16 protein-coding genes are annotated in these 18,820 nt (G+C 38.7%); 13 read left to right on the forward strand and 3 right to left on the reverse strand.

What is annotated here, in order from left to right; genetic code table 11:
- Positions 1-37: 37 nt before the first annotated feature.
- Both ACNOGP_RS13650 and map read right to left on the reverse strand, forming a co-directional pair.
- Positions 38-1,270, reverse strand: a complete 1,233-nt coding sequence (locus ACNOGP_RS13650; protein WP_007761065.1) for a DNA recombination protein RmuC — start codon at positions 1,268-1,270, stop codon at positions 38-40.
- Positions 1,270-2,124 (reverse strand): type I methionyl aminopeptidase, encoded by an 855-nt coding sequence (gene map / locus ACNOGP_RS13655; protein ID WP_007761064.1) that lies wholly within the window; start codon positions 2,122-2,124, stop codon positions 1,270-1,272. The genes ACNOGP_RS13650 and map overlap by 1 nt, the downstream gene beginning before the upstream one ends.
- 177 nt (positions 2,125-2,301) lie before the next feature.
- Between map and ACNOGP_RS13660 the strand changes: the two genes are divergently transcribed.
- The 12 genes from ACNOGP_RS13660 to ACNOGP_RS13715 all read left to right on the forward strand — a co-directional run bounded on the left by ACNOGP_RS13660 (position 2,302) and on the right by ACNOGP_RS13715 (position 16,654).
- A complete protein-coding gene (locus tag ACNOGP_RS13660) occupies positions 2,302-3,456 on the forward strand; it encodes an AAA family ATPase (protein WP_418213041.1) in 1,155 nt (384 codons plus the stop codon).
- Positions 3,457-4,136: 680 nt separating this feature from the next.
- The gene (locus ACNOGP_RS13665; RefSeq protein ID WP_418213042.1) at positions 4,137-5,510 is read left to right on the forward strand and encodes a hypothetical protein; all 1,374 of its coding nucleotides are present in this window, start codon (positions 4,137-4,139) and stop codon (positions 5,508-5,510) included.
- A 32-nt stretch (positions 5,511-5,542) separates the two neighbouring features.
- Positions 5,543-5,749, forward strand: coding sequence for a TM2 domain-containing protein (locus ACNOGP_RS13670; protein WP_418213043.1), 207 nt, complete (start codon positions 5,543-5,545; stop codon positions 5,747-5,749).
- A 12-nt stretch (positions 5,750-5,761) separates the two neighbouring features.
- Positions 5,762-7,981, forward strand: a complete 2,220-nt coding sequence (locus ACNOGP_RS13675; RefSeq protein WP_418213044.1) for a hypothetical protein — start codon at positions 5,762-5,764, stop codon at positions 7,979-7,981.
- Entirely contained in the window at positions 7,978-8,343 is a 366-nt protein-coding gene (locus ACNOGP_RS13680; RefSeq protein WP_418213045.1) for a hypothetical protein, read from the forward strand. Before ACNOGP_RS13675 ends, ACNOGP_RS13680 begins: the two co-directional genes overlap by 4 nt.
- Before the next feature lie 162 nt (positions 8,344-8,505).
- Complete coding sequence (locus tag ACNOGP_RS13685; RefSeq protein ID WP_418213046.1) at positions 8,506-9,699, forward strand: hypothetical protein; 1,194 nt, start codon at positions 8,506-8,508, stop codon at positions 9,697-9,699.
- Positions 9,671-10,912, forward strand: coding sequence for a hypothetical protein (locus ACNOGP_RS13690; protein ID WP_418213047.1), 1,242 nt, complete (start codon positions 9,671-9,673; stop codon positions 10,910-10,912). Before ACNOGP_RS13685 ends, ACNOGP_RS13690 begins: the two co-directional genes overlap by 29 nt.
- A 158-nt stretch (positions 10,913-11,070) precedes the next feature.
- A complete protein-coding gene (locus tag ACNOGP_RS13695) occupies positions 11,071-11,685 on the forward strand; it encodes a hypothetical protein (protein WP_418213048.1) in 615 nt (204 codons plus the stop codon).
- Between the two features lie 7 nt (positions 11,686-11,692).
- Complete coding sequence (locus tag ACNOGP_RS13700; RefSeq protein ID WP_418213049.1) at positions 11,693-12,172, forward strand: DUF456 domain-containing protein; 480 nt, start codon at positions 11,693-11,695, stop codon at positions 12,170-12,172.
- 1,086 nt (positions 12,173-13,258) lie between these two features.
- Positions 13,259-13,570, forward strand: coding sequence for a helix-turn-helix domain-containing protein (locus ACNOGP_RS13705; RefSeq protein ID WP_418214763.1), 312 nt, complete (start codon positions 13,259-13,261; stop codon positions 13,568-13,570).
- Between the two features lie 95 nt (positions 13,571-13,665).
- Complete coding sequence (locus ACNOGP_RS13710) at positions 13,666-15,219, forward strand: AAA family ATPase (RefSeq protein ID WP_287665567.1); 1,554 nt, start codon at positions 13,666-13,668, stop codon at positions 15,217-15,219.
- Positions 15,209-16,654 (forward strand): hypothetical protein, encoded by a 1,446-nt coding sequence (locus ACNOGP_RS13715; protein ID WP_418213050.1) that lies wholly within the window; start codon positions 15,209-15,211, stop codon positions 16,652-16,654. Before ACNOGP_RS13710 ends, ACNOGP_RS13715 begins: the two co-directional genes overlap by 11 nt.
- Here ACNOGP_RS13715 and ACNOGP_RS13720 read toward each other — a convergent pair.
- On the reverse strand, positions 16,648-18,285 hold the full coding sequence (locus ACNOGP_RS13720) for a DUF4080 domain-containing protein (RefSeq protein WP_418213051.1): 1,638 nt from the start codon (positions 18,283-18,285) through the stop codon (positions 16,648-16,650). The genes ACNOGP_RS13715 and ACNOGP_RS13720 overlap by 7 nt on opposite strands.
- Before the next feature lie 110 nt (positions 18,286-18,395).
- On the opposite strand from ACNOGP_RS13720, the gene ACNOGP_RS13725 reads away from it, so the two are divergent.
- Positions 18,396-18,809, forward strand: coding sequence for a hypothetical protein (locus ACNOGP_RS13725; protein WP_418213052.1), 414 nt, complete (start codon positions 18,396-18,398; stop codon positions 18,807-18,809).
- Positions 18,810-18,820: the final 11 nt, after the last annotated feature.

Raw genomic sequence — 18,820 nt, forward strand, 5'->3', positions numbered from 1 at the left:
GATTATATCCGTAATGCAACTCTGATAGCCTGTGAGACTATTCTTCCTCTTCTTCTATTCCGTCAATAGGTAGAATTTTCCGGCTTTCTTCATGGGGTAACTGTTCCACTTGCCGTAGTTTGCGTTCAATGGCACGTGTCCGTTTCCCCATCACTTCTTCCAGTTGGTCGCCGGCACTTTGGAGGTTCTTTTGTACCTTTTCAAGCAGTCCTCCGAACTTGCCGAATTCTGTCTTGACAGCTCCCAACACAGTCCACACTTCTCCGGTACGCTTTTGGATCGCCAGGGTGCGGAAGCCCATTTGCAGACTGTTGAGGATAGCGCCTAATGTCGTCGGTCCGGTCACTACAATTTTATATTCTTTCTGGAGTGTCTCTACGAGGCTGGTGCGGCGGATAACCTCAGCGTAGATACTTTCGAATGGCAAAAACATGATGGCAAAGTCCGTAGTGAAAGGCGGGTCCACATATTTGTCATGAATATCTTTTGCCATCTTCTTGATCGTATTTTCCAGTTGCTTGCCGGATGACTCCATCAGTGCGGCATCTCCGGCCTCGAATGCATCATAATACTGTTCGTAAATATCTTTGGGGAATTTAGCGTCAATCGGGAGGTAAACAGTGCTGTTGGCGTCATCTTTTCCCGGAAGTTTAATGGCAAACTCGACGAATTCTGTTCCGCTCTTTTTTGTTTTGACATTGGCATCGTACTGTTCCGGACTCATCATCTGTTCCAATAAAGCACCCAGTTGGACTTCTCCGAAAGTGCCCCGCATTTTCACATTACTCAATACCTTTTTCAGTCCGCCTACATCTTGGGCGAGAGATTTCATTTCTCCCAGCCCTTTCTGCACATTTTCCAGTTGCGAACGGACTATCTCGAAGGATTGCCCAATTCGTTCGTTCAGTGTTTTTTGCAGTTTCTCCTCCACCATCAGGCGCATATCATCCAAACGTTTTTCGGTGGATTTTATTAACGTTTCCTGCTGGCGGGCCATCATGTCGAACTTTTGCCGTTGCAGTTCTCCGGTAGTCATCATGTTTTTGTGCAGAACGTCTTGAAGTTGCTGCATATTCTGGTTGAGCGTCTGCGTCATTTCCATGCGGAGTTCCCGGATACTGCGGTTCAGTTCCTCCCGGTTCTCTTGCATTTGTTGGCGTAGGGCTATCTGTAATTGTTCCGCTTGCGTTTGATTGTTGCCTTTCGTCAGAGCCAGTACCAGCAGGACTGTCACTAATATGGCAATCGCAATGAGTAGAATCAGTTCCATCAATATGTAAGAATTTCGTTTCCGGTTTCAGTAATCAGAATCATGTTTTCCCATTGGGCGGAAGGCAGTCCGTCGTCCGTGCAGACTGTCCATCCGTCGGCTTCGTCTACGAATACTTCGTAAGTTCCCATGTTGATCATCGGTTCGATGGTAAAAGTCATTCCCGGCACGATCATCATGCCCGTGCCTCGCCGTCCGAAATGTTCTACATCCGGCTCTTCGTGGAACTTCATCCCTACGCCATGTCCGCAAAGATCACGTACCACACTGAATCCGTTCTTCTCGGCATGCGCTTGGATAGCTGCGCCTACATCTCCCAATTGCTTCCAGGGTTGTGCGGCCGCAATACCTATTTCCATACATTCTTTGGTCACTTGAACCAATTTGCGCATTTCAGGGCTGACCTCTCCAATCATGAACATCCGGGATGCATCGGAGAAATATCCTTTGTAAATGGTAGAAACGTCTACGTTGATAATATCACCGCTTCTGAGAATCTCGTGCTTGTTGGGTATCCCATGACACACTACATCATTGATACTTGTGCAGACGCTTTTGGGAAATCCTTCATAGTTGAGCGGTGCGGGAATAGCTCCGTGGGCGGTTGTGAAGTCATACACCATCACATCGATCTCTTCTGTGGACATCCCTTCACGGATATTCTCCGAAATGTAGTCCAGCAACGCTGTATTGATTTTTGCGCTTTCACGAATCCCTTCCAGTTGCTCGGGGGTACGGAGTACCTTACGTGGCGGAAGTTTGTATCCTTGTTTTCTGTATTTCTGTATTTTCTCTTCTACTGCAGCCGGATAATTGGAGGGAGTAAACCGGAATCCCTTGATAAAGTTCTTCATTATTATATGATATTTAAAATCGACAGCAAAGGTACGAGATTTAATGGAAGATGTAGCTTTTGGGCTTTTAAAACTTTTCAGGCTCGGTGGTGAGAGTCGATTTTATTGAATTTGTATTATACGATTTGTATAATACGAATGTAATAATTATATTTGTGTTCATTAAATATATGAATAATGGAAAACCCTTTTATTATTACCGGTAATATTCCGGAGAAATATTTCTGTGACAGGCGTGAAGAATCGAAAAAAGTCATTCGCACCTTGTCTAATGGTGGAAATCTGTGTATGATTTCACCGAGACGTATGGGAAAATCCAAGTTGGTTCGTTTTTGTTATGACAAGCCTGAAATTGCTGATAATTATTATACCTTTTATATAGATATCCTGCATACATCCAGTTTACGTGAATTCACTTACCTTTTCGGGCAAAAAGTTTTTGAAACGTTGAATACTAAAAGTAGGAAGGCATTTATGGCATTGGTGCAGGGATTGAGATCTATTAATGCGAAGTTTGGTTTTGATCCCATCACTGCCACTCCGACTTTTAGCCTGGAGCTGGGGGATATCAGTCATCCGGAATTTACATTGGCCGAGATCTTTACTTCTTTGGAAAAGGCGGACAGACCGTGTATTGTGGCTTTTGACGAATTTCAGCAGATTACTAAGTACCCGGAAGAGAATATTGAGGCACTACTTCGTTCGCATATCCAGCATCTTTCCAATGTACATTTTATCTTTGCCGGTAGCGAACGCCATCTTGTTACGGAGATGTTTCTTTCTTCAGCCAGACCTTTTTATAACAGTACGTCGATAATGGAGTTACATCCTATTTCAACAGAAGAATATATACCTTTTGTCTGCAAATGGTTCAGGGCGTATGAACGGGATATCCATAAGAAGGATGTATTGAGGATATACGGACTGTTTGGCGGGAACACTTATTATATGCAGAAGACTTTTCATGAAGCTTTTATAAATACTTCAGCTGGCGGTGTATGTACAATAGATATATTGAGACAAACAATTGATGAGATTTTGGAAGAGGCCGGTGATGGTTATCGCCAGATATTATCCCGAATCCCCGAACGGCAGAAAGAACTTTTGTATGCGATTGCCACAGAAGGAAAAGCCCAAAAAATAATGAGTGCTTCTTTTATTCGTAAATATGCTTTGACATCTAGTAGTGCCGTTCAGGCGGCAAGTCGTAAATTGATGGAATTGGATCTGTTGACAATGGAAGATAGCAGTTATTATATTCCGGATATTCTTTTCCGTATGTATCTTCAAAGATTAAGAGAAAGTGATATTCTTTTCCTGCCACTTGATTGACATTTTATTCCAAAAATTACTTAAAATCTTGGTTGCTTTTTGTGTTTTCATCGTTGCCTAACGGCGAATTTTGCATTGGACAACGATGAATTCACTGTTGGGCAACGGTGAAAAAGGAAATAAAAGTCTGAAATGTGATATCATTTTGCTATCTGAATGCTTATTTGACTTATCATTATGGTATCAGACTTTTTGTTGATACTCTTAAAAAAAAGAGTAAAAATGATGTTAATAGCATTTTTTTGCATATATTTGTCGCACCTCTCACGCCGATACCTCAATTCGTGAGGTTAGGGTGGTGTGGGGGATGTTTATATAAAGAAAGACGTTTACTTGGCGTTTTGTCTTTGGCTATTCGAAACTTCGCAATTTTTGAACCACAGTCAAAAACAAGGCAATGGTAGATGTCTGCGGGATATGTTTATACCCCTAAGTGTACTTTGAGATCAAGGTACACTTGGCTTATTATACATATCGGCGTGGGCTTCTGCGTTGCTCGTTCAGACTGTGGTGGGCAATGCGAAGGCCTTGAATAGCGGGACGAGTAACAGGTACAGATTCCCGCGCTTTTCTTTTATATAGATGTTAACTTTTCTAATATGTAAACCATTCGGTTCTGGGGAGTCTGCTGGAAAAAAATGTAGAAAATGAAACAAGTTTGTCCGAAATGTAATAATTATGTGGAAGGCGTTCCTCATGCTTCTATGCAAGATAAACTAGGAAAAATGGCTATTAAAAATGCGGCTAAAGCAATAGGAGGGGCGATTGGAACTATTTTTGCAGGACCGGTTGGGACAATTGGGGGAAGTTTGCTTGCTGCTACGGCAGTTGACTATATGGCAGATGATATAATTCAAACAGAAGATTATGATTTTGCTTGCCCCAAATGCGGACATCAATGGGTATCCAAATATGATGAAGCTATGGAACAATTGCTGGATGAAAACGAGGAAATCGTAAGATGTAAATGTTGTCATTCGGTAAATGCGCAAGATGCAAAGACTTGTACATCCTGTGGTATGCCTATAGTAACGGGGGGTATATATACTTTGCGGGATATGGTTATCGTATTGAATGAGAAGTCAAAATGTGTATCCGAACAGGTTCAAAATTTTCTTGAATGTCAATTGCTAGTAGTTGGATTTATACAGGAAAACACCTCGAAAAGTCTTGAAACCAGTTATATAAAGCAATTTTTTTCTTCTGCGATGAAAGCATTATCCGTATGTGACGGAATGCATTTTGAGGAGCGCAGGTTGATATTAAATAAAATGCTACAGACTATTGTTACAGCTAAGTATGCGAAAATGTTGTATCAGAAAAAGAAAGAGAGAATACCTTCGGATATAAATGAAAGTTTACAATTGCTGAAAGAAACCATTGCTTTTGTTTTTCGAGTTATAGAACAAGAAACCAGTGAAAAAATTAATTGGGTAGACAAGGAATTAAAATCTGTGTACAATGTTATGCAGGAAAAGAATGAATTGTTGTTTGGTGCTAATCCGTTACGTCGTTCGGACGAATACAATCCTTCTTCTCAAAAGGCTATTGTCATAATGGAAGAATTTTTGTTGTCGTTGAAACAACCCATGAAGGAATGTGGATTATCTTTGGAGAAATATAAGGAACGATACTTTTCTTTGATATATGAGACGCAAAAGCGAGATTTACCCATGTCTCCAAAATTGAAAGCGCTTAATATGACCGAAGTGGGTATGGTTTGTTTTTCCGCTTTGGCTTCTCCTATTCTTATTTATTGTGCCCTATGGATGTTGCATATATTTGCTTATATGTTTCATTATATAACGTTTACACTATTGGATATTCAAGAAGTCACAGGCAGTTGGATTGATTCTTATTCAGATTATTGGTTTATTCTATCTCTGTTGTTAGCTGGATTAGGAGGAGCGCGATTATTCGTGAAATGGGATAAAATAAAGAAGGAAAATGAGGCGATGACTCAAAGCTATAATCAAGAGGTTATGGAGGTAAATAAGCATAATGAGGAGTTAAAGACACGAATTTTAGAAGAAACAGAAGGATTTTTAGATTGAAGTATGAAATACTAACGAATAAATAATTACGTATGAAAAAAAGCAGAATTTTAGCTGCCGTATTGGCATTCTTTTTGGGTGGATTAGGCATTCATAAGTTTTATGTGGGAAAAATGGGATGGGGTATTGCCTATCTTCTCTTTTGTTGGACGGGCGTTCCTGCTATAATAGGGTTCGTTGAGGGAATTATCTATTTATTTTCCGATGATACAACATTTAATAGTAAGTATTGTGGATAAAACTTAAGCATTATGATGAAAATGAAATGTATTGCTGTATTATTGCTGTTTTGCTTTATATTGGCGGGGTGTGGTAAAAAGGCAAACCCTGAATTGCAAATAGAAAATTATCAGCCTGTGGAAGAATTTCAACCGGCTTATGAAGCGTTGAAAGAACGGAAGGCGGATAATAATAAGGTATATGATATTGAAGAAACTGTGCGTATTTTGAATGGCTTGGAAATGGCACAAGCGAAATCTGAAGATTTCTATAGCTTTTTGGAATATATGGCGAAGCAAGATTATAGCTTAGTGGCTTCGGATGTCATTGATGCCAAAATGAAGATTCTTCCTTTATTGCAACAGATGTTTAAACTACAAAAGCAGCATAAGGAATTCTCAACGATATGGATGTTGGCTCGTAGTGCTGCGAAAGGGGCAAAAACGTTAGCGAAAGAATCAAGTGCCACGGGAGTAGGTATGGCTACCATGAAAGCAATGGCAGGAGAGGGACCTTTGGCTGTTGTTGATATGTCGGAAAATATGGGTATTGATGCGGCAAAGAATGCGGCTTTTGACCATTACGAAAAAGAAATGGAACTGAAATCGAAATTGGAAGATGAGATTGAAGAACTCAAAATGGCCTATATTGATTATTTGGCCGACTTTGTTCCTGTTTATACTAAATATATGAAAGAATGGGATCGGCTATGCGTTAATAAAGATAAAGCTTATTTTGATGTTTATTCTGGAAGGATGGTAGATGCTTATAACTCAACCTCTAAGATTTTACAACAATATCCTCAAAATAGGGAGGCATTACTTTTGAAATCTCTGTCGTTAATTAATATCGGTTCGGGTGAAATGAATACTGCACCTGATAGCCCAGAAGTGCTTTCAATCGCAAAAGAAGTGCAATTGCCGGACTCGGCCAAGCGTGAATGGAATGATTTTTTTGTGGAAGCGGATATAACTTTAGATAATTATATAGAATTGTATCCTGAACGTTCTGCTCCGGCTTTGGTGTTAAAAGGATTGTTGAACCACCGGATCGGTAAAGAGCAACAAGCTATGTCTTTTTTTGATCAGGCTGCTATGGAATATCCCCGTCAGGCAGAAACATTAACAGATTTATTGGACTCATACAGAAGTCGTACCTATTTGAATAAAACTCCGGAAGGGCAGTATCTACTTCGGCTTTATCGTTCTACGATGGAAGGTTATGGAATGTTTAGTCCAAATTTCCTGAAAGCTAAGTATTATGCACAGAAAGGAATGTTGGAAGAAAGTAAAAATGAGATATTCAATCATTTTTTCCGGAGGGGTAATCAAGGAATTTATGATTGTTTATTGTCGGATATGCAATTTTGTGAAGATTATCTGTATAGTAGCTTCAAACAGTTATTAATGGAACATTCTTTTATTGATGTAGCGATTGAACCGGCAACGGATTGGAAGTTCTCAGATAAAGATGATGAGATTAAAGTGTCTATCAATAATCGCTCGGATATAGATTTAGAAAATGTTCGCATATTTCTATGCATCCATTATACGGATATGTATAAGGATGAATATGATGTAGTGAAAGTGCCTACAACGAAAAATATTATCAAACATCATGAACTGGCAGATTTGGGTGAGATGAAGTTGGAGTATCAAGGTAAGAAGTATCAAGATATAACCCGCGTTCGTGCTATCGCTATGACTGATGATAAAATTTGTTGGATTGATAAGGCAGATTATAAGGAAAGTCATGCCTCTGCTTTGCTGAATAGTAATCAGTATGGTAAGGAAGTTTTATTGGATAAAATAAAGAAGCATTTTTTGGCGGATTATTCTTTAGATGTCAGTGCATTACAGAAGCTCCTTCAAAAGGGTATAAGCATTAATGGAGTTGCAGCTAAACAAAAACAAGAAAGTAATAATTGGCTTTCATGGGGAAAAGTGAAAGAGATATCTTCTTCTGTCACTGAATTGTGGAATAAACCTGATAAAAAATTGAAACTGGAAATTCCTAGAGTCTTGACGTTGATCGATCCTGTATTTTCTATTTATCAGTTACAAGACAAGGAAAAAGTAATGTTACCTAAAGAAAATTTCTTAGCTGGTTCCAGTATTAAGCTGAAATTTGATTACGAACCTAAAGACGGAGATGTGCTACCATTGTATATCTATAGTGACTTTGTTAATTTCAGAGTAGACATTGAATGCAAGGCAGGAGAAATGTTAGTAAAAAATGTAACTTTAGTATGATGAAAAAAATTATATTAATAGGTTGTGTTGTCTTTTTGACTAGTTGTTTTGGAGGTGCTTCTACTGTACCTTCAAACAATGGTGATAGGTCAGATAATAATATCGAAGAATGTGAAAATAATGATATATATTTTTGCGAGTATTGCGGAAAAATGTTTCATTCAGTTAAGGATTTGTCGGTCAATTCATGTAAACGTCATCCTAATGGTGCTAATGAAGGTTGTCATAAACTTTATGAAGGAAGTTTGAAAAGAAAATACGAGTGTGTGTATTGCGGTAAAGAGGCAAAGAGTATTTCTGATTTAACTGTGAATAAGTGTAAATATTCTCCTATGGGAGGTAATCATAAACCAAGATTATGAAAAAGTTTTTACTTTGGCTTTTGTATGGAGTGGGATTTATTTTGGCAATATTATTTTTATTTTATCTTGTTGTCAACAGTTCTATTTATGCTTCGGTTTCCCAATTTATAAAAAAATGATGGAATTATTTAATTTGCTATTATGGGAGTAAAAAAAATAATAATGAAAAAGATACTAATCCTATTATTCTTGTGTGGACTTACTTTACAAATGTCTGCACAGTGTTTTTCTGAGGATATTGCAGCAACGTTGTTGCGCCAAGATGCGTTAGGACTATTGCTTATTTACAATAAAGAATCGGAAAATAATAGGTTACAAGTGGAGGATGCTTTCATAACTGGAATAGATATTTCTAAGTATTCCTATGAACAAATTGAAACATTATGTCTTATGGTTAATGAATCATCTGTTTTAGGTGATTATTTATTTAAGATAAGAGAGCGCAAGAAAAATGAAATTATAAAAGAATTGGAGAAATGCTCTGCAGAAGAAATCGTATTGTATGCAATAGAACACCCTACTCGAAAGATACTTGTGAGTGATTTTATAAATACTGTCATATTGAGTAACTTGGATTCATTGTCTTATAAAGAGTTGTCTTATATTGGTAGTAATTTGCAGGATTATGACATTGACTTCTCTGTCGAAAATGAGAAGAAGTCTCGAACATATGAAGTACAAGATATATTGCAACAAAGTGTACATGAATACTGCAAAGAGGAATTTATTTTGTTGGAATCCCTTCTTTTCAATATGGAAAAATCTGTATGGAAATATTTATTTGATGGTTATAAAGAAGTAGCTAATTACTATTCTCAGATAGGTATGATTCCGGATGACGTAGCAACAGCTGTAAAGCAATATAGGGCATTAGTGGAAACTTGTATTCCAACAAAAAGTATCTCGGAAATGTTGGAAACGGAAATAAGCCAATTTTGTAATTCTATTAATGAAGCACGAGTTCAGTATGCACAATTTGTCGAAAGAAGAAATCCTCCCAAAATCACATTTGTTACTCCTGATTTGGATTTTACCTATGATGTACCAAATGATATGTTAGCAAAAGTGGGTAAAGCACGAGAAGACTTTGTGGAAGATAGAGAAACCGCAAAAACAATTTCTAATGTAGCAAGTTTCTTCATTGGTTTTTGGGCTACTATTGGTAAAGGTGCATTAGATATGATAGCTGTATCCAATTTATCAGATAAAGAAATTACATTTAGAGAAATGTATATGCAGGAAGTCTTGAAAGAAATAGTAGCAAAAACTGAACGACAAAATCAGTTGATTAAGAATGATATAATAGAACAATTTAACCAAAATCAGAATGAGTTTATTAATTTCATTACTAAATAAACGACGAATATTATTAGGAATATTATCGTTAATAATTTCAGGAAATGTACATGCGCAGATAGTTGACTGGATCATTGACCAGGCTGCTCAAAGTATCGTAAGTGCAGCTGAAGAGCAATTGAGTGGAATCGGGAATTCACTTTGGAACTCTATAGTTGAATCAGAAGCAAAGTCTAGTATAACAGCAAATGCTAATAAATTAAAGGATTTGAAAATAGACCGTACAAAAGAGCTTGAACTTTTAGGAAAATATAAAAATGTATCGATATATCAATATAATGAGATGTATCCATTAATGTATTCTAAGATGAAGTCATATTTGAATCCATTAAGTAATATCAAAGTAGCTGCGTTAGGAAATGGAGCTATTATTGCTGCATCGCAAACTATGCAAGATTCTATAAAAAAAGCAACGACCGTCACTCAACTTTCGGAACTTGTAACAAAACAAGTACTAGACTCTCTATATGTAATGGAGAACTCTGACCATTTGAATAGGCTGTTGTTTGATGATATTAATCGTTCTAGAGCAATAGCTATATTGTTGAATAATCATCCCAATGCAGTAAGAGTGTACGCTAATTTGTCGAAAACAGAGTTATGCGGGCAATTACAACAGCTATATTATTGGTCTGTGACTGCAGACTCTCATAAGGAAGGTCTTCCTAAAAAAAATAAACTAATCAAGCCGCGATATATCGAGTTTGTGCAGTCCGATAGTCTTGTTTTGATTGTTTACAATGGAGAGGAATATGGAGCGATATCAGGAAATAAAATTATATGTAAGAATATCGATTTGTTGAATTTATGTAGCATGCCAAACACTCAGTATTATTATAATAATATGATGTATAAAACGGATGCTTTGGGGCGGGTTATTGAGGTAGTACAACAAGTAAGTCATGCTTATAAGGGTAAATGTAAAGATAGGGGAACTGTGAAATCTAAGGATTGTGCAAAGTTTAAATATAGTAATTTATATAATAAATTTTATAGTTTAGGTCTCCAAAAATATCAATCTCCAGACTGTAATATAAATACAATCTATCTAAAAAAAGATGATACTTTTAAGAAGAATAAAAAGCAGGTGAAATTGTTGTTGAAAGAAATAGCAAAGGGAAAATCTGACAATTATATAATAGTAACTAAATTAATTTATGATGATAACACCTTTTATTGCAAAGGAGTTAATCTTGCATTATATTCTGTTTAATTCACTGTAAAGTAATTCTTTAAGGGAGTACAGAAAAGAATGTGATTTTTTACCGTGTTTTAGCGGTAGCACATTTTGAGAAAGATTTGATAGAATTTGTAAAAAATCGAAATGCAGTTGCTGATGATGTTATTTTTTAACTAAGTGAATTTGAAATTATGGGAGTAGAAGATATAACACAAGAAGAATATGCGAACCGTTTTCGTAATGCAGGTTTGCTTTCTGTAGGTGGAGTTGTATTATTTTATTTGATATATGATAGTACAGAAGGTTTTTTGACATCTTTAATAGGAGGTGTATTATTGTTACCACTGATTCTTGTTCTGGCAATAGTCTCTATTGTTATGTTTGTAAAATGGAGGCGTTTTGCGTCAATGGGAATTTTGGAATGGAATGAATATGCCCGAACTCGTAGGGCTTTTTTAAGTAAGGCTGTTTATATTCATCCAATAACTGGAGATGTGCAGACTGTAAGGCGTGGATTTTCAATTCCGGTGTTTTTGTTGGGATGGATATATCCATTGATAAAGGGGCAATGGGAATTGGCATTTAAGTTTTTTGTTGTTGTTTGGGCTTGCCTTCTTTTAGGTTCTATAATACCTATAATTGGTAATTTTATCCTGCGGCAAGTGGGGACATTTGGCTTGGCTCGTAAATATAATAAGTATTATGAAGATTGGCTGATAAAGGAAGGATATGTTTTACAAAGTACTGAAAAGTTTAGGGAAACAGTGAATAAAACAAATGATTCGGTGCAACGACTTTTTAAATGATTGATAAATGGATATAGTATTAATTTCTTTCGGGGCAGTTTGTCTTATATTAGGTATATTAGGATGCTTCTTACCTGTTTTGCCGGGTCCTCCTATTGCATATTTGGGGATGCTTCTTTTACATTTCACAACTAATGTGCAATATTCTGTTGGGCAATTAATTATTTGGCTATTTATAGTTGTAATAGTTCAGATTTTGGATTATTTTATTCCTATGTTGGGTAGTAAATATAGTGGAGGTAGTAAATGGGGGAATTGGGGCTGTGTTATAGGAACGATAGCTGGTCTATTTTTTCTTCCATATGGTGTCATCGTAGGTCCTTTTCTCGGGGCTGTAATTGGCGAATTATTAGGAAGAAAAGAACTTTCACAAGCTATCAAGTCAGGAATAGGTTCTTTGCTGGGTTTTTTGCTAGGTACTGTTTTGAAGCTAGTGTTATGTTTTTATTTTGTATATCAATTTAGCACGAGTATATTGTTAGAATGAATTTTGAGGATGCTAATCGAAAACTCGAAAGTGAGAGGTGTAGGAGCTTCCTCTTAACTCAGTTTTCGTTAGCATTCTTTTACGATGAATAGGAAGATAATTATTTTTACAGTTATAATATAGTTCTTAAAAAGATTGTTGGAAAACGGTTAGTTGGAATAGAAGGTCTTGGAACGGTTGGATGGGATTTTGAGGTTGGTAAAGTAGATTTGAAAAGACCGTATGCTTTGCCAAAAATATATAGACGGAGTGAGCGATTCTTCTACACAAGCTGAGCATTTTATACAGTAATATTAATGAAGTTATCTAATAGAATTAATCAGTTGCAGTTGAGCAACTCATGTAATGCACAAGAGCAATCACTCGATTACACTTGTGCATTGTCGCAGTTATTCGACAGTAGCAGATGAGTCATAAAGAAATAGATTGAAATGGAGATAATGGTCTGATGAACAGTGTGTTATCGGAAAAGTGCAATTTTATTTCCGAAAAGAGTAAAAACGACCGTATGTTTTTTGTAAACTTATTTAAAATCAGGGGGCTTTTATTCGTTAACTAGTTGATTATAAGTGCTGTGACATTTTTGTTTTTCCCCGTATAAAACTTAAAATAAATACAATTTTGTTGCACGGAAAAAGTATCTGAAAGTGGGATAGAGGTTTGGATAGTCTGTTGCCTGAACTTTCAGAGGCTCTCTATTTGTATAAGTAAGAAAAGAAAGTATGGCGTACTCGTCATAGAAAACAAACGGAAGTATGAATGAGTCATTGAAAGTATTCTGAGTAGATGTTAAATATCAGTATCAGATTATCTTTTTTACGTTAATCGCTTGTTGGATTATAACTAATTAGTTATATTTGTGCTATGGAATCAGTAGAAGGTAAAACCACCGATATAAGGACCATATTCAGGACAGAAGAATTTGAAGAGTTCTATAATAGTTTGGATAAAAGGGTAAAGGATAAGTTTGAATATACATTCGGACTGGTGCAAACAGTATATGTTCTGCCCGTAAAGTATGTGAAACATTTAGATGGAACGGACTTGTACGAAATGCGTGTTTCTGTGTTTAAAAGATTTAGCGTTATGATACAGTTAGATGAAAAGAAATTAGCAAAACTCAAGACAACCAACCAGTTACTTGATGAAAAATACGGGGAACATGGTACACCAACCCGTGACGCTTTCAATGAAAAAACGTTGGCATGGTATTATGGAGATATACTTCGGGATAGACGTAAGGCTCTTAAGTTGACTCAGAAACAGCTAGCGCAAAAAATCGGTAAAGAACAAAGTTATATTGCTCGTGTAGAAAAAGGTGAAGTCGATATACAGTTATCGAGTTTCATTCGCATAGCACGTGCATTAGGTATTGAATTTACTCCAACATTTATTTGATGGTTTTTTATTGAAAAATAGATTAACGCTTCCATTAACACTGGGGGCGTTTCTTATTAGAGTAAGTAACGGTATTTTTGAATGAAAGATAAAGGATGGAAATAAAGGAACGTATCAGTCTTTTGCTGGAAGAGATGAATCGGGGTGTATATGAGAAGGAAGTAGAAGTAGGGTTGTCTTTGCTTGCCGCTTTGGCGGGAGAGAGTATCTTACTGTTGGGCCCTCCCGGAGTAGCCAAATCTATGGTGGCTCGGCGGTTGAAGAAAGCTTTTGTAAATGCCCGGGCGTTTGAATATCTGATGTCACGGTTCAGTACTCCTGATGAGATCTTTGGTCCGGTAAGCATTAGCCGTCTGAAAGAATCGGATACGTACGAACGCGTGGTTGACGGTTATCTGCCGACAGCGGATGTTGTATTTCTGGATGAGATATGGAAAGCGGGACCGGCGATACAGAATACACTGCTAACGGTTATTAATGAGAAACTTTTTAGAAATGGAAATACGGAAATCAAGTTGCCGTTGAAACTGCTCGTTGCCGCCAGTAATGAGCTTCCTGCTCAGGGAGAAGGGCTTGACGCTTTGTGGGATCGTTTTCTGATTCGCGTCATCAGTACTTGTGTGAAGCGGGAAGAGACATTTTATCAGATGTTGCTGGATGAAGAAGTGGAAGAAAACGATGAAGTCGGGAAATGGCAGATAACGGATGAAGAATATCGCTTGTGGCAGGAAGAAATAGTCCGGGTGACAGTACCTATGACAATTCTGGCGTGTATAACGGAGATTCGTCAGGGATTGGGAAAAGTGGAAGTACAAGGTTCGGAAGTTCATCGTAATGTCTATGTGAGCGACCGCCGTTGGAAGAATATAGTACGGCTTCTGAAGGCTTCGGCTTTTGTACATGGGCGTACGGAAGTCACTTTGCCGGATTTGTTGCCTGTTTATCATTGCTTGTGGAGTGAGCCGGATGAGCGTACGGACATACGTCAGATAGTAATCCGTAGTTTGTTTGCCTCTTATGTTAAGGAAATTTCATCGATTAGCCGGGCCTTAAAATCGGATTTGAAAGTGAGTCGTGTGCGTGAAGCGTTGGAGAAGGCACGAAAACAAGGCGACCGCAGGGATGATGACCTGTTGATTGTCGATCATTTCTATTACCAGGTTGAAAATCATGGTACGGGAAATACTTATATCTTCATTGTGGATTATCGGAATCTGAAGGAATATAATCCGAAAAATGCACCGGCGACAGGGATGATGTATGCCGATCCCCAGAATCCGAAGCAGACGATTATACGTGTCTTTTCGGGTACTGCCAAGCTGGGAGAGCAAGGAGCTGAAAGGGTGACGCTGTATCGGGATGACAGGAATCTGTATATTAACGGGGTACGTTTCCCGATGCGTCGGCTGCAAAGAGGAGAGCAACAGCAACTCTGGCTGGGGAATGTTACACTTACCGACCGTGATTATGAGCAGGAGTTGGAAACGGTGAATGCTGCCGTCGAAAAACTGTTTAGAGAATTGCAGGGAAATATGTTTATATCCGAAGAGGATAAAACAGAGGTGGGGAAGTATGTGGCTCTGGTGCGTAAGGAGATAGCTTGGGCACGTGTGGATGTACGTAAATTGCGGTACGGCGATGAATCCTAAATATGACGCTTCCTTTTATATCCGGGTGCTGGATCAATATGTGGCAACCGGTGAGTGCAGTGATACGGATGGCGAACCTTTGTATGCGTATTTGTTGTCTATCATGAATGATCCGATGGTAAAGATACAAGTGCTGACTGATGAAGTGTGTGCTCGTATTTTTTATGACATGATGAGCCAGTTCATTCATTTGAATCTGGAAAAGGAAAAGTATAACCTGCAAAAAAGCCAATCGGAGCAGAATGGAATGAAGCAAACGTTGGAATGGTCGATAGCCAGGCGGAAAGACGGATGGCAGGCTTTGCTTCAGCAAGTATCGGACAAATACGAGACAATGGGGTTTGGTAGTTCCTTTTATAAAAGCCAGTTCGGGAATGAGGAGGAAAAGTATGGCGATGATGAACTTTGGGAACGGATGGTGGAAGATTGGGAGGAGGCTTTCAAACGTAATCTGCAGGAACAGAAAAAGAAGGAGATAGACCGGAGGAAAGAGAGTCTGGAAAATGGGTTGCACGCCAATCTCAAGAACATTCCTGAATATCTTAGACGGCATGAGGTGGAAAAAGATGAATTCTATCAGGCTTGGGGACTGATGAGCGGGATGTGGAATACGGTTGACTTTGAGCGGATCCGTAAAGTGGTGCGTATGCAGAAGGAATATCCGGAGATCATTAAAATAGCAAACTTGATGGGGCGTACTGCCGATGATGAGGGAAGGGAACGGCTGCACGTGGGACAAGGGGATGTGTATCGGTTGGAACATTCTTCTAAAAATGATATTCAAGGAGTTACTGTCGGTAATGACTTGAATGCTTTATTGCCTACGGAGATGGTGCATTGTGCTGATGATGATTTGGAGAGTTTGTTTATTTATAAATATGTCACCCGAAAGCTCCAGACGTTCCGCTATAAGTCCGAGATTATGCAGCCTGCCCGTTCGTTGGAAACCAAACCGGCTGTTCATAAAGGGCCGATGATTGTTTGTCTGGATACTTCCGGAAGCATGGTAGGCATTCCGGAGAAAATAGCTTATTCTTTGTTGGTGAAACTATTGGAAATAGCCGACAGGCAACGCCGTCCTTGTTTCCTGATCGCTTTTTCTGTTTCGATATGTCCGATTGATGTCCGCAAGGAACGGGCCCGTTTGCTTGATTTCTTTTCTACCACTTCCTGCGGGGACACGGATGCCACCCGGATGTTGAAAGTTACTTTTGACTTACTTCAATCGAAGAAAGAGTATATGAATGCGGATGTTTTATGGATTACTGATTTTAAAATACCGCTTCCCTCACCGAAGTTGACTGACCGGATTTTGGAATATAGAAAGGCGGATACACATTTTTATGGCTTGCAGCTTGGCATTGCTGAGAATGAATGGGTTCCTTTCTTCGATCGAGTTTACAGAGTCGATTATCCGGTTGCCCGTTGTTATTGATTTTTTGCCTTAAATACGGGTTGTATCTTCTGAATCTCCGATTCGAATCCAAACCAATAGCCATGTTCTGCTTCATCAGTGGGGAGGAAACATAGCCGTAAATTCTCACGATAAGTTCCGTATACTATTTCCCATTTCTCGGGTGGGACTTGGCGTTTGGTCCTTACTTTTTCCGCCGGAGCTTTCTTTAATGACATACCGGCCTCTATCCATGCGATACTGACTTGCGTCAGATAACCGGGATAATGCTTTTTACAAAAATCATATAAGATTAATCCTCTTCTTTCCAGACTTAGAGGGGTGTCTATGACGTCTGTCCGAACTAAATGATCAAGTAGCTCATGTAGGAAATGAGGATTCTCCAGAATTAATGTCCGTGTGATTGTCCGCCAGGTGGGAGTATTATAGAATCCATCCAAAAGACGGGACAGATAGTGGGCTGTTTGTAATTCTTCTACTGAGATTTCACGGGTTTGCAATACTTCGTATGGGGGAAGCGGAGAATATTGAATACCCAATTCTTCTGCTCTTCTTCGCATTTCTGTGCCCGGAAGTAACTTTAATGATTCCAGTTGTATTTCCCCTGCGCCATATTCTGCAAGTGTACGGACATCTTCAAATATTTCTGTCAGATGATAGAGGGGGAGACCTGCTATCAGATCGGCATGGGTTTCCATGTTCTTTAACGAACAGAGGTATTTCAATCCTTCAAGAGCGTCGGATAGTTTTCCGATACGGCGGCTTTGCTCCAAAACAGGTTCCCGCAAACTTTGAATGCCGGCTTCCAAATGCAATAAACCATCGGGTAAAGCAGCCAGTTCATTCTTTAACTCTTCGGAAAGGAGTGCCGGGTGAATTTCCAGGTGGAAACGGATATCCGGATATTCACGGAAAAGATTCAAGAGGTCTTTGGCTCTTTTGTTGTTATAATTGAACGTACGGTCGAGTACACGCACGTTTTTGATATCATGCTGATGAATATTATCCAAACGTTCGCGAATGGCTTCCAGTGGGATGGTACGAACAGGCTTTTCGCCGCCACTGACACAGAATGCGCAGGTATTGAAGCAACCTCGTGTCGTTTCCAGTTGGACAAAGGGTTTGCTCCAATTAAAGAAACGGCTTCTCTCTGGGGAAACCAATGCGGAAAAGTTCATGACGCGGGCAATACCGTTGTCTTGATATTCTTCCGATTCGTCAAGATAACAGAGTCCTGTGATTGATTTCCATTCTTTTCTTGGTCGATTCCACACCTTTAACCATAATGGGAATACTTCTTCTCCCTCTCCCCGAAACACTCCGTTGACAAATTTGTTCTTGAATAGAAAGTCTTTGTTGTCTCCTAAAAATTCGGGACCTCCGAGTATGATACAGCATTGTGGAAGCAGGGCTTTGGCGCGTGAGACAATGTGTAACAGTTGCTCATGATTAAATAGCCAATTGGTAGCTGCAATAATATCCGGTTGGTGTTGATAGATCTGTTTGACGATGTTACCGGTGTTTTCATTAATTGTTGCGGAGACCATACACCATTCGACTGTGGTGTCATCTGCTATTTGCGCGTGCAAGGCAGGCAATGCCAAAGATGAATGGGCGTATGAACTATTTAAATCAAGCCAAAGAAGTTTCATGTGAGAATTTTAAATTATTTGGCAAAGGTACGAAAAACTTATGGCTTGTGGTATATAGTAAAATAAAAATGCTAATTTTGTATTTGTAAACGAAATAAACTAGAAAAGATATGAAACTGATTAAGAAATATGCGGGGCTTCTACTTATGCTGACTTTATTGGCCGGCTTTACTTCGTGTGAGAGTGAAGATGAGACAGAATTTAATCTGCCAGGTGAGTGGTATACTAATGAAGAAATAGATTATGGCGCGTATACGTGGGGAAGAGGTACAGTAATGACTTTCAATGCGAGGAATCAAGGGACAATTGGCTCAATAGGCGACCCAAATTATTTGCTTTTTGAGTGGGAGTGGATTGATGGAGGATATAATTCAATGGAACTGCATTTTTATGGTGATGGCACTTATGCTTACATTTGGGGAGCGGAAGCTACCGGCAGGACATTTAGTGGAACTTGGTATAATACATGGCAAGATTTCAGGGATAGGATAAATGGGCAACCTTTTTATATGCGTCGCCAGTAAAGTAATAGCAT

This window comes from Bacteroides difficilis (assembly GCF_048319815.1).
In the GTDB taxonomy this organism is placed as follows: Bacteria; Bacteroidota; Bacteroidia; order Bacteroidales; family Bacteroidaceae; genus Bacteroides; species Bacteroides zhangwenhongii.

What these genes read in the sequence shown, in the direction of transcription:
- ACNOGP_RS13700 (WP_418213049.1), top strand. Translation starts at nt 11,693, where the DNA reads ATGGATATAGTATTAATTTCTTTCGGGGCAGTTTGTCTTATATTAGGT.
- ACNOGP_RS13705 (WP_418214763.1), top strand. Translation starts at nt 13,259, where the DNA reads ATGATACAGTTAGATGAAAAGAAATTAGCAAAACTCAAGACAACCAAC.
- ACNOGP_RS13715 (WP_418213050.1), top strand. Translation starts at nt 15,209, where the DNA reads ATGAATCCTAAATATGACGCTTCCTTTTATATCCGGGTGCTGGATCAA.
- ACNOGP_RS13725 (WP_418213052.1), top strand. Translation starts at nt 18,396, where the DNA reads ATGAAACTGATTAAGAAATATGCGGGGCTTCTACTTATGCTGACTTTA.
- ACNOGP_RS13680 (WP_418213045.1), top strand. Translation starts at nt 7,978, where the DNA reads ATGATGAAAAAAATTATATTAATAGGTTGTGTTGTCTTTTTGACTAGT.
- ACNOGP_RS13685 (WP_418213046.1), top strand. Translation starts at nt 8,506, where the DNA reads ATGAAAAAGATACTAATCCTATTATTCTTGTGTGGACTTACTTTACAA.
- ACNOGP_RS13675 (WP_418213044.1), top strand. Translation starts at nt 5,762, where the DNA reads ATGATGAAAATGAAATGTATTGCTGTATTATTGCTGTTTTGCTTTATA.
- map (WP_007761064.1), bottom strand. Translation starts at nt 2,124, where the DNA reads ATGAAGAACTTTATCAAGGGATTCCGGTTTACTCCCTCCAATTATCCG.
- ACNOGP_RS13670 (WP_418213043.1), top strand. Translation starts at nt 5,543, where the DNA reads ATGAAAAAAAGCAGAATTTTAGCTGCCGTATTGGCATTCTTTTTGGGT.
- ACNOGP_RS13660 (WP_418213041.1), top strand. Translation starts at nt 2,302, where the DNA reads ATGGAAAACCCTTTTATTATTACCGGTAATATTCCGGAGAAATATTTC.
- ACNOGP_RS13710 (WP_287665567.1), top strand. Translation starts at nt 13,666, where the DNA reads ATGGAAATAAAGGAACGTATCAGTCTTTTGCTGGAAGAGATGAATCGG.
- ACNOGP_RS13695 (WP_418213048.1), top strand. Translation starts at nt 11,071, where the DNA reads ATGGGAGTAGAAGATATAACACAAGAAGAATATGCGAACCGTTTTCGT.
- ACNOGP_RS13720 (WP_418213051.1), bottom strand. Translation starts at nt 18,285, where the DNA reads ATGAAACTTCTTTGGCTTGATTTAAATAGTTCATACGCCCATTCATCT.
- ACNOGP_RS13650 (WP_007761065.1), bottom strand. Translation starts at nt 1,270, where the DNA reads ATGGAACTGATTCTACTCATTGCGATTGCCATATTAGTGACAGTCCTG.
- ACNOGP_RS13690 (WP_418213047.1), top strand. Translation starts at nt 9,671, where the DNA reads ATGAGTTTATTAATTTCATTACTAAATAAACGACGAATATTATTAGGA.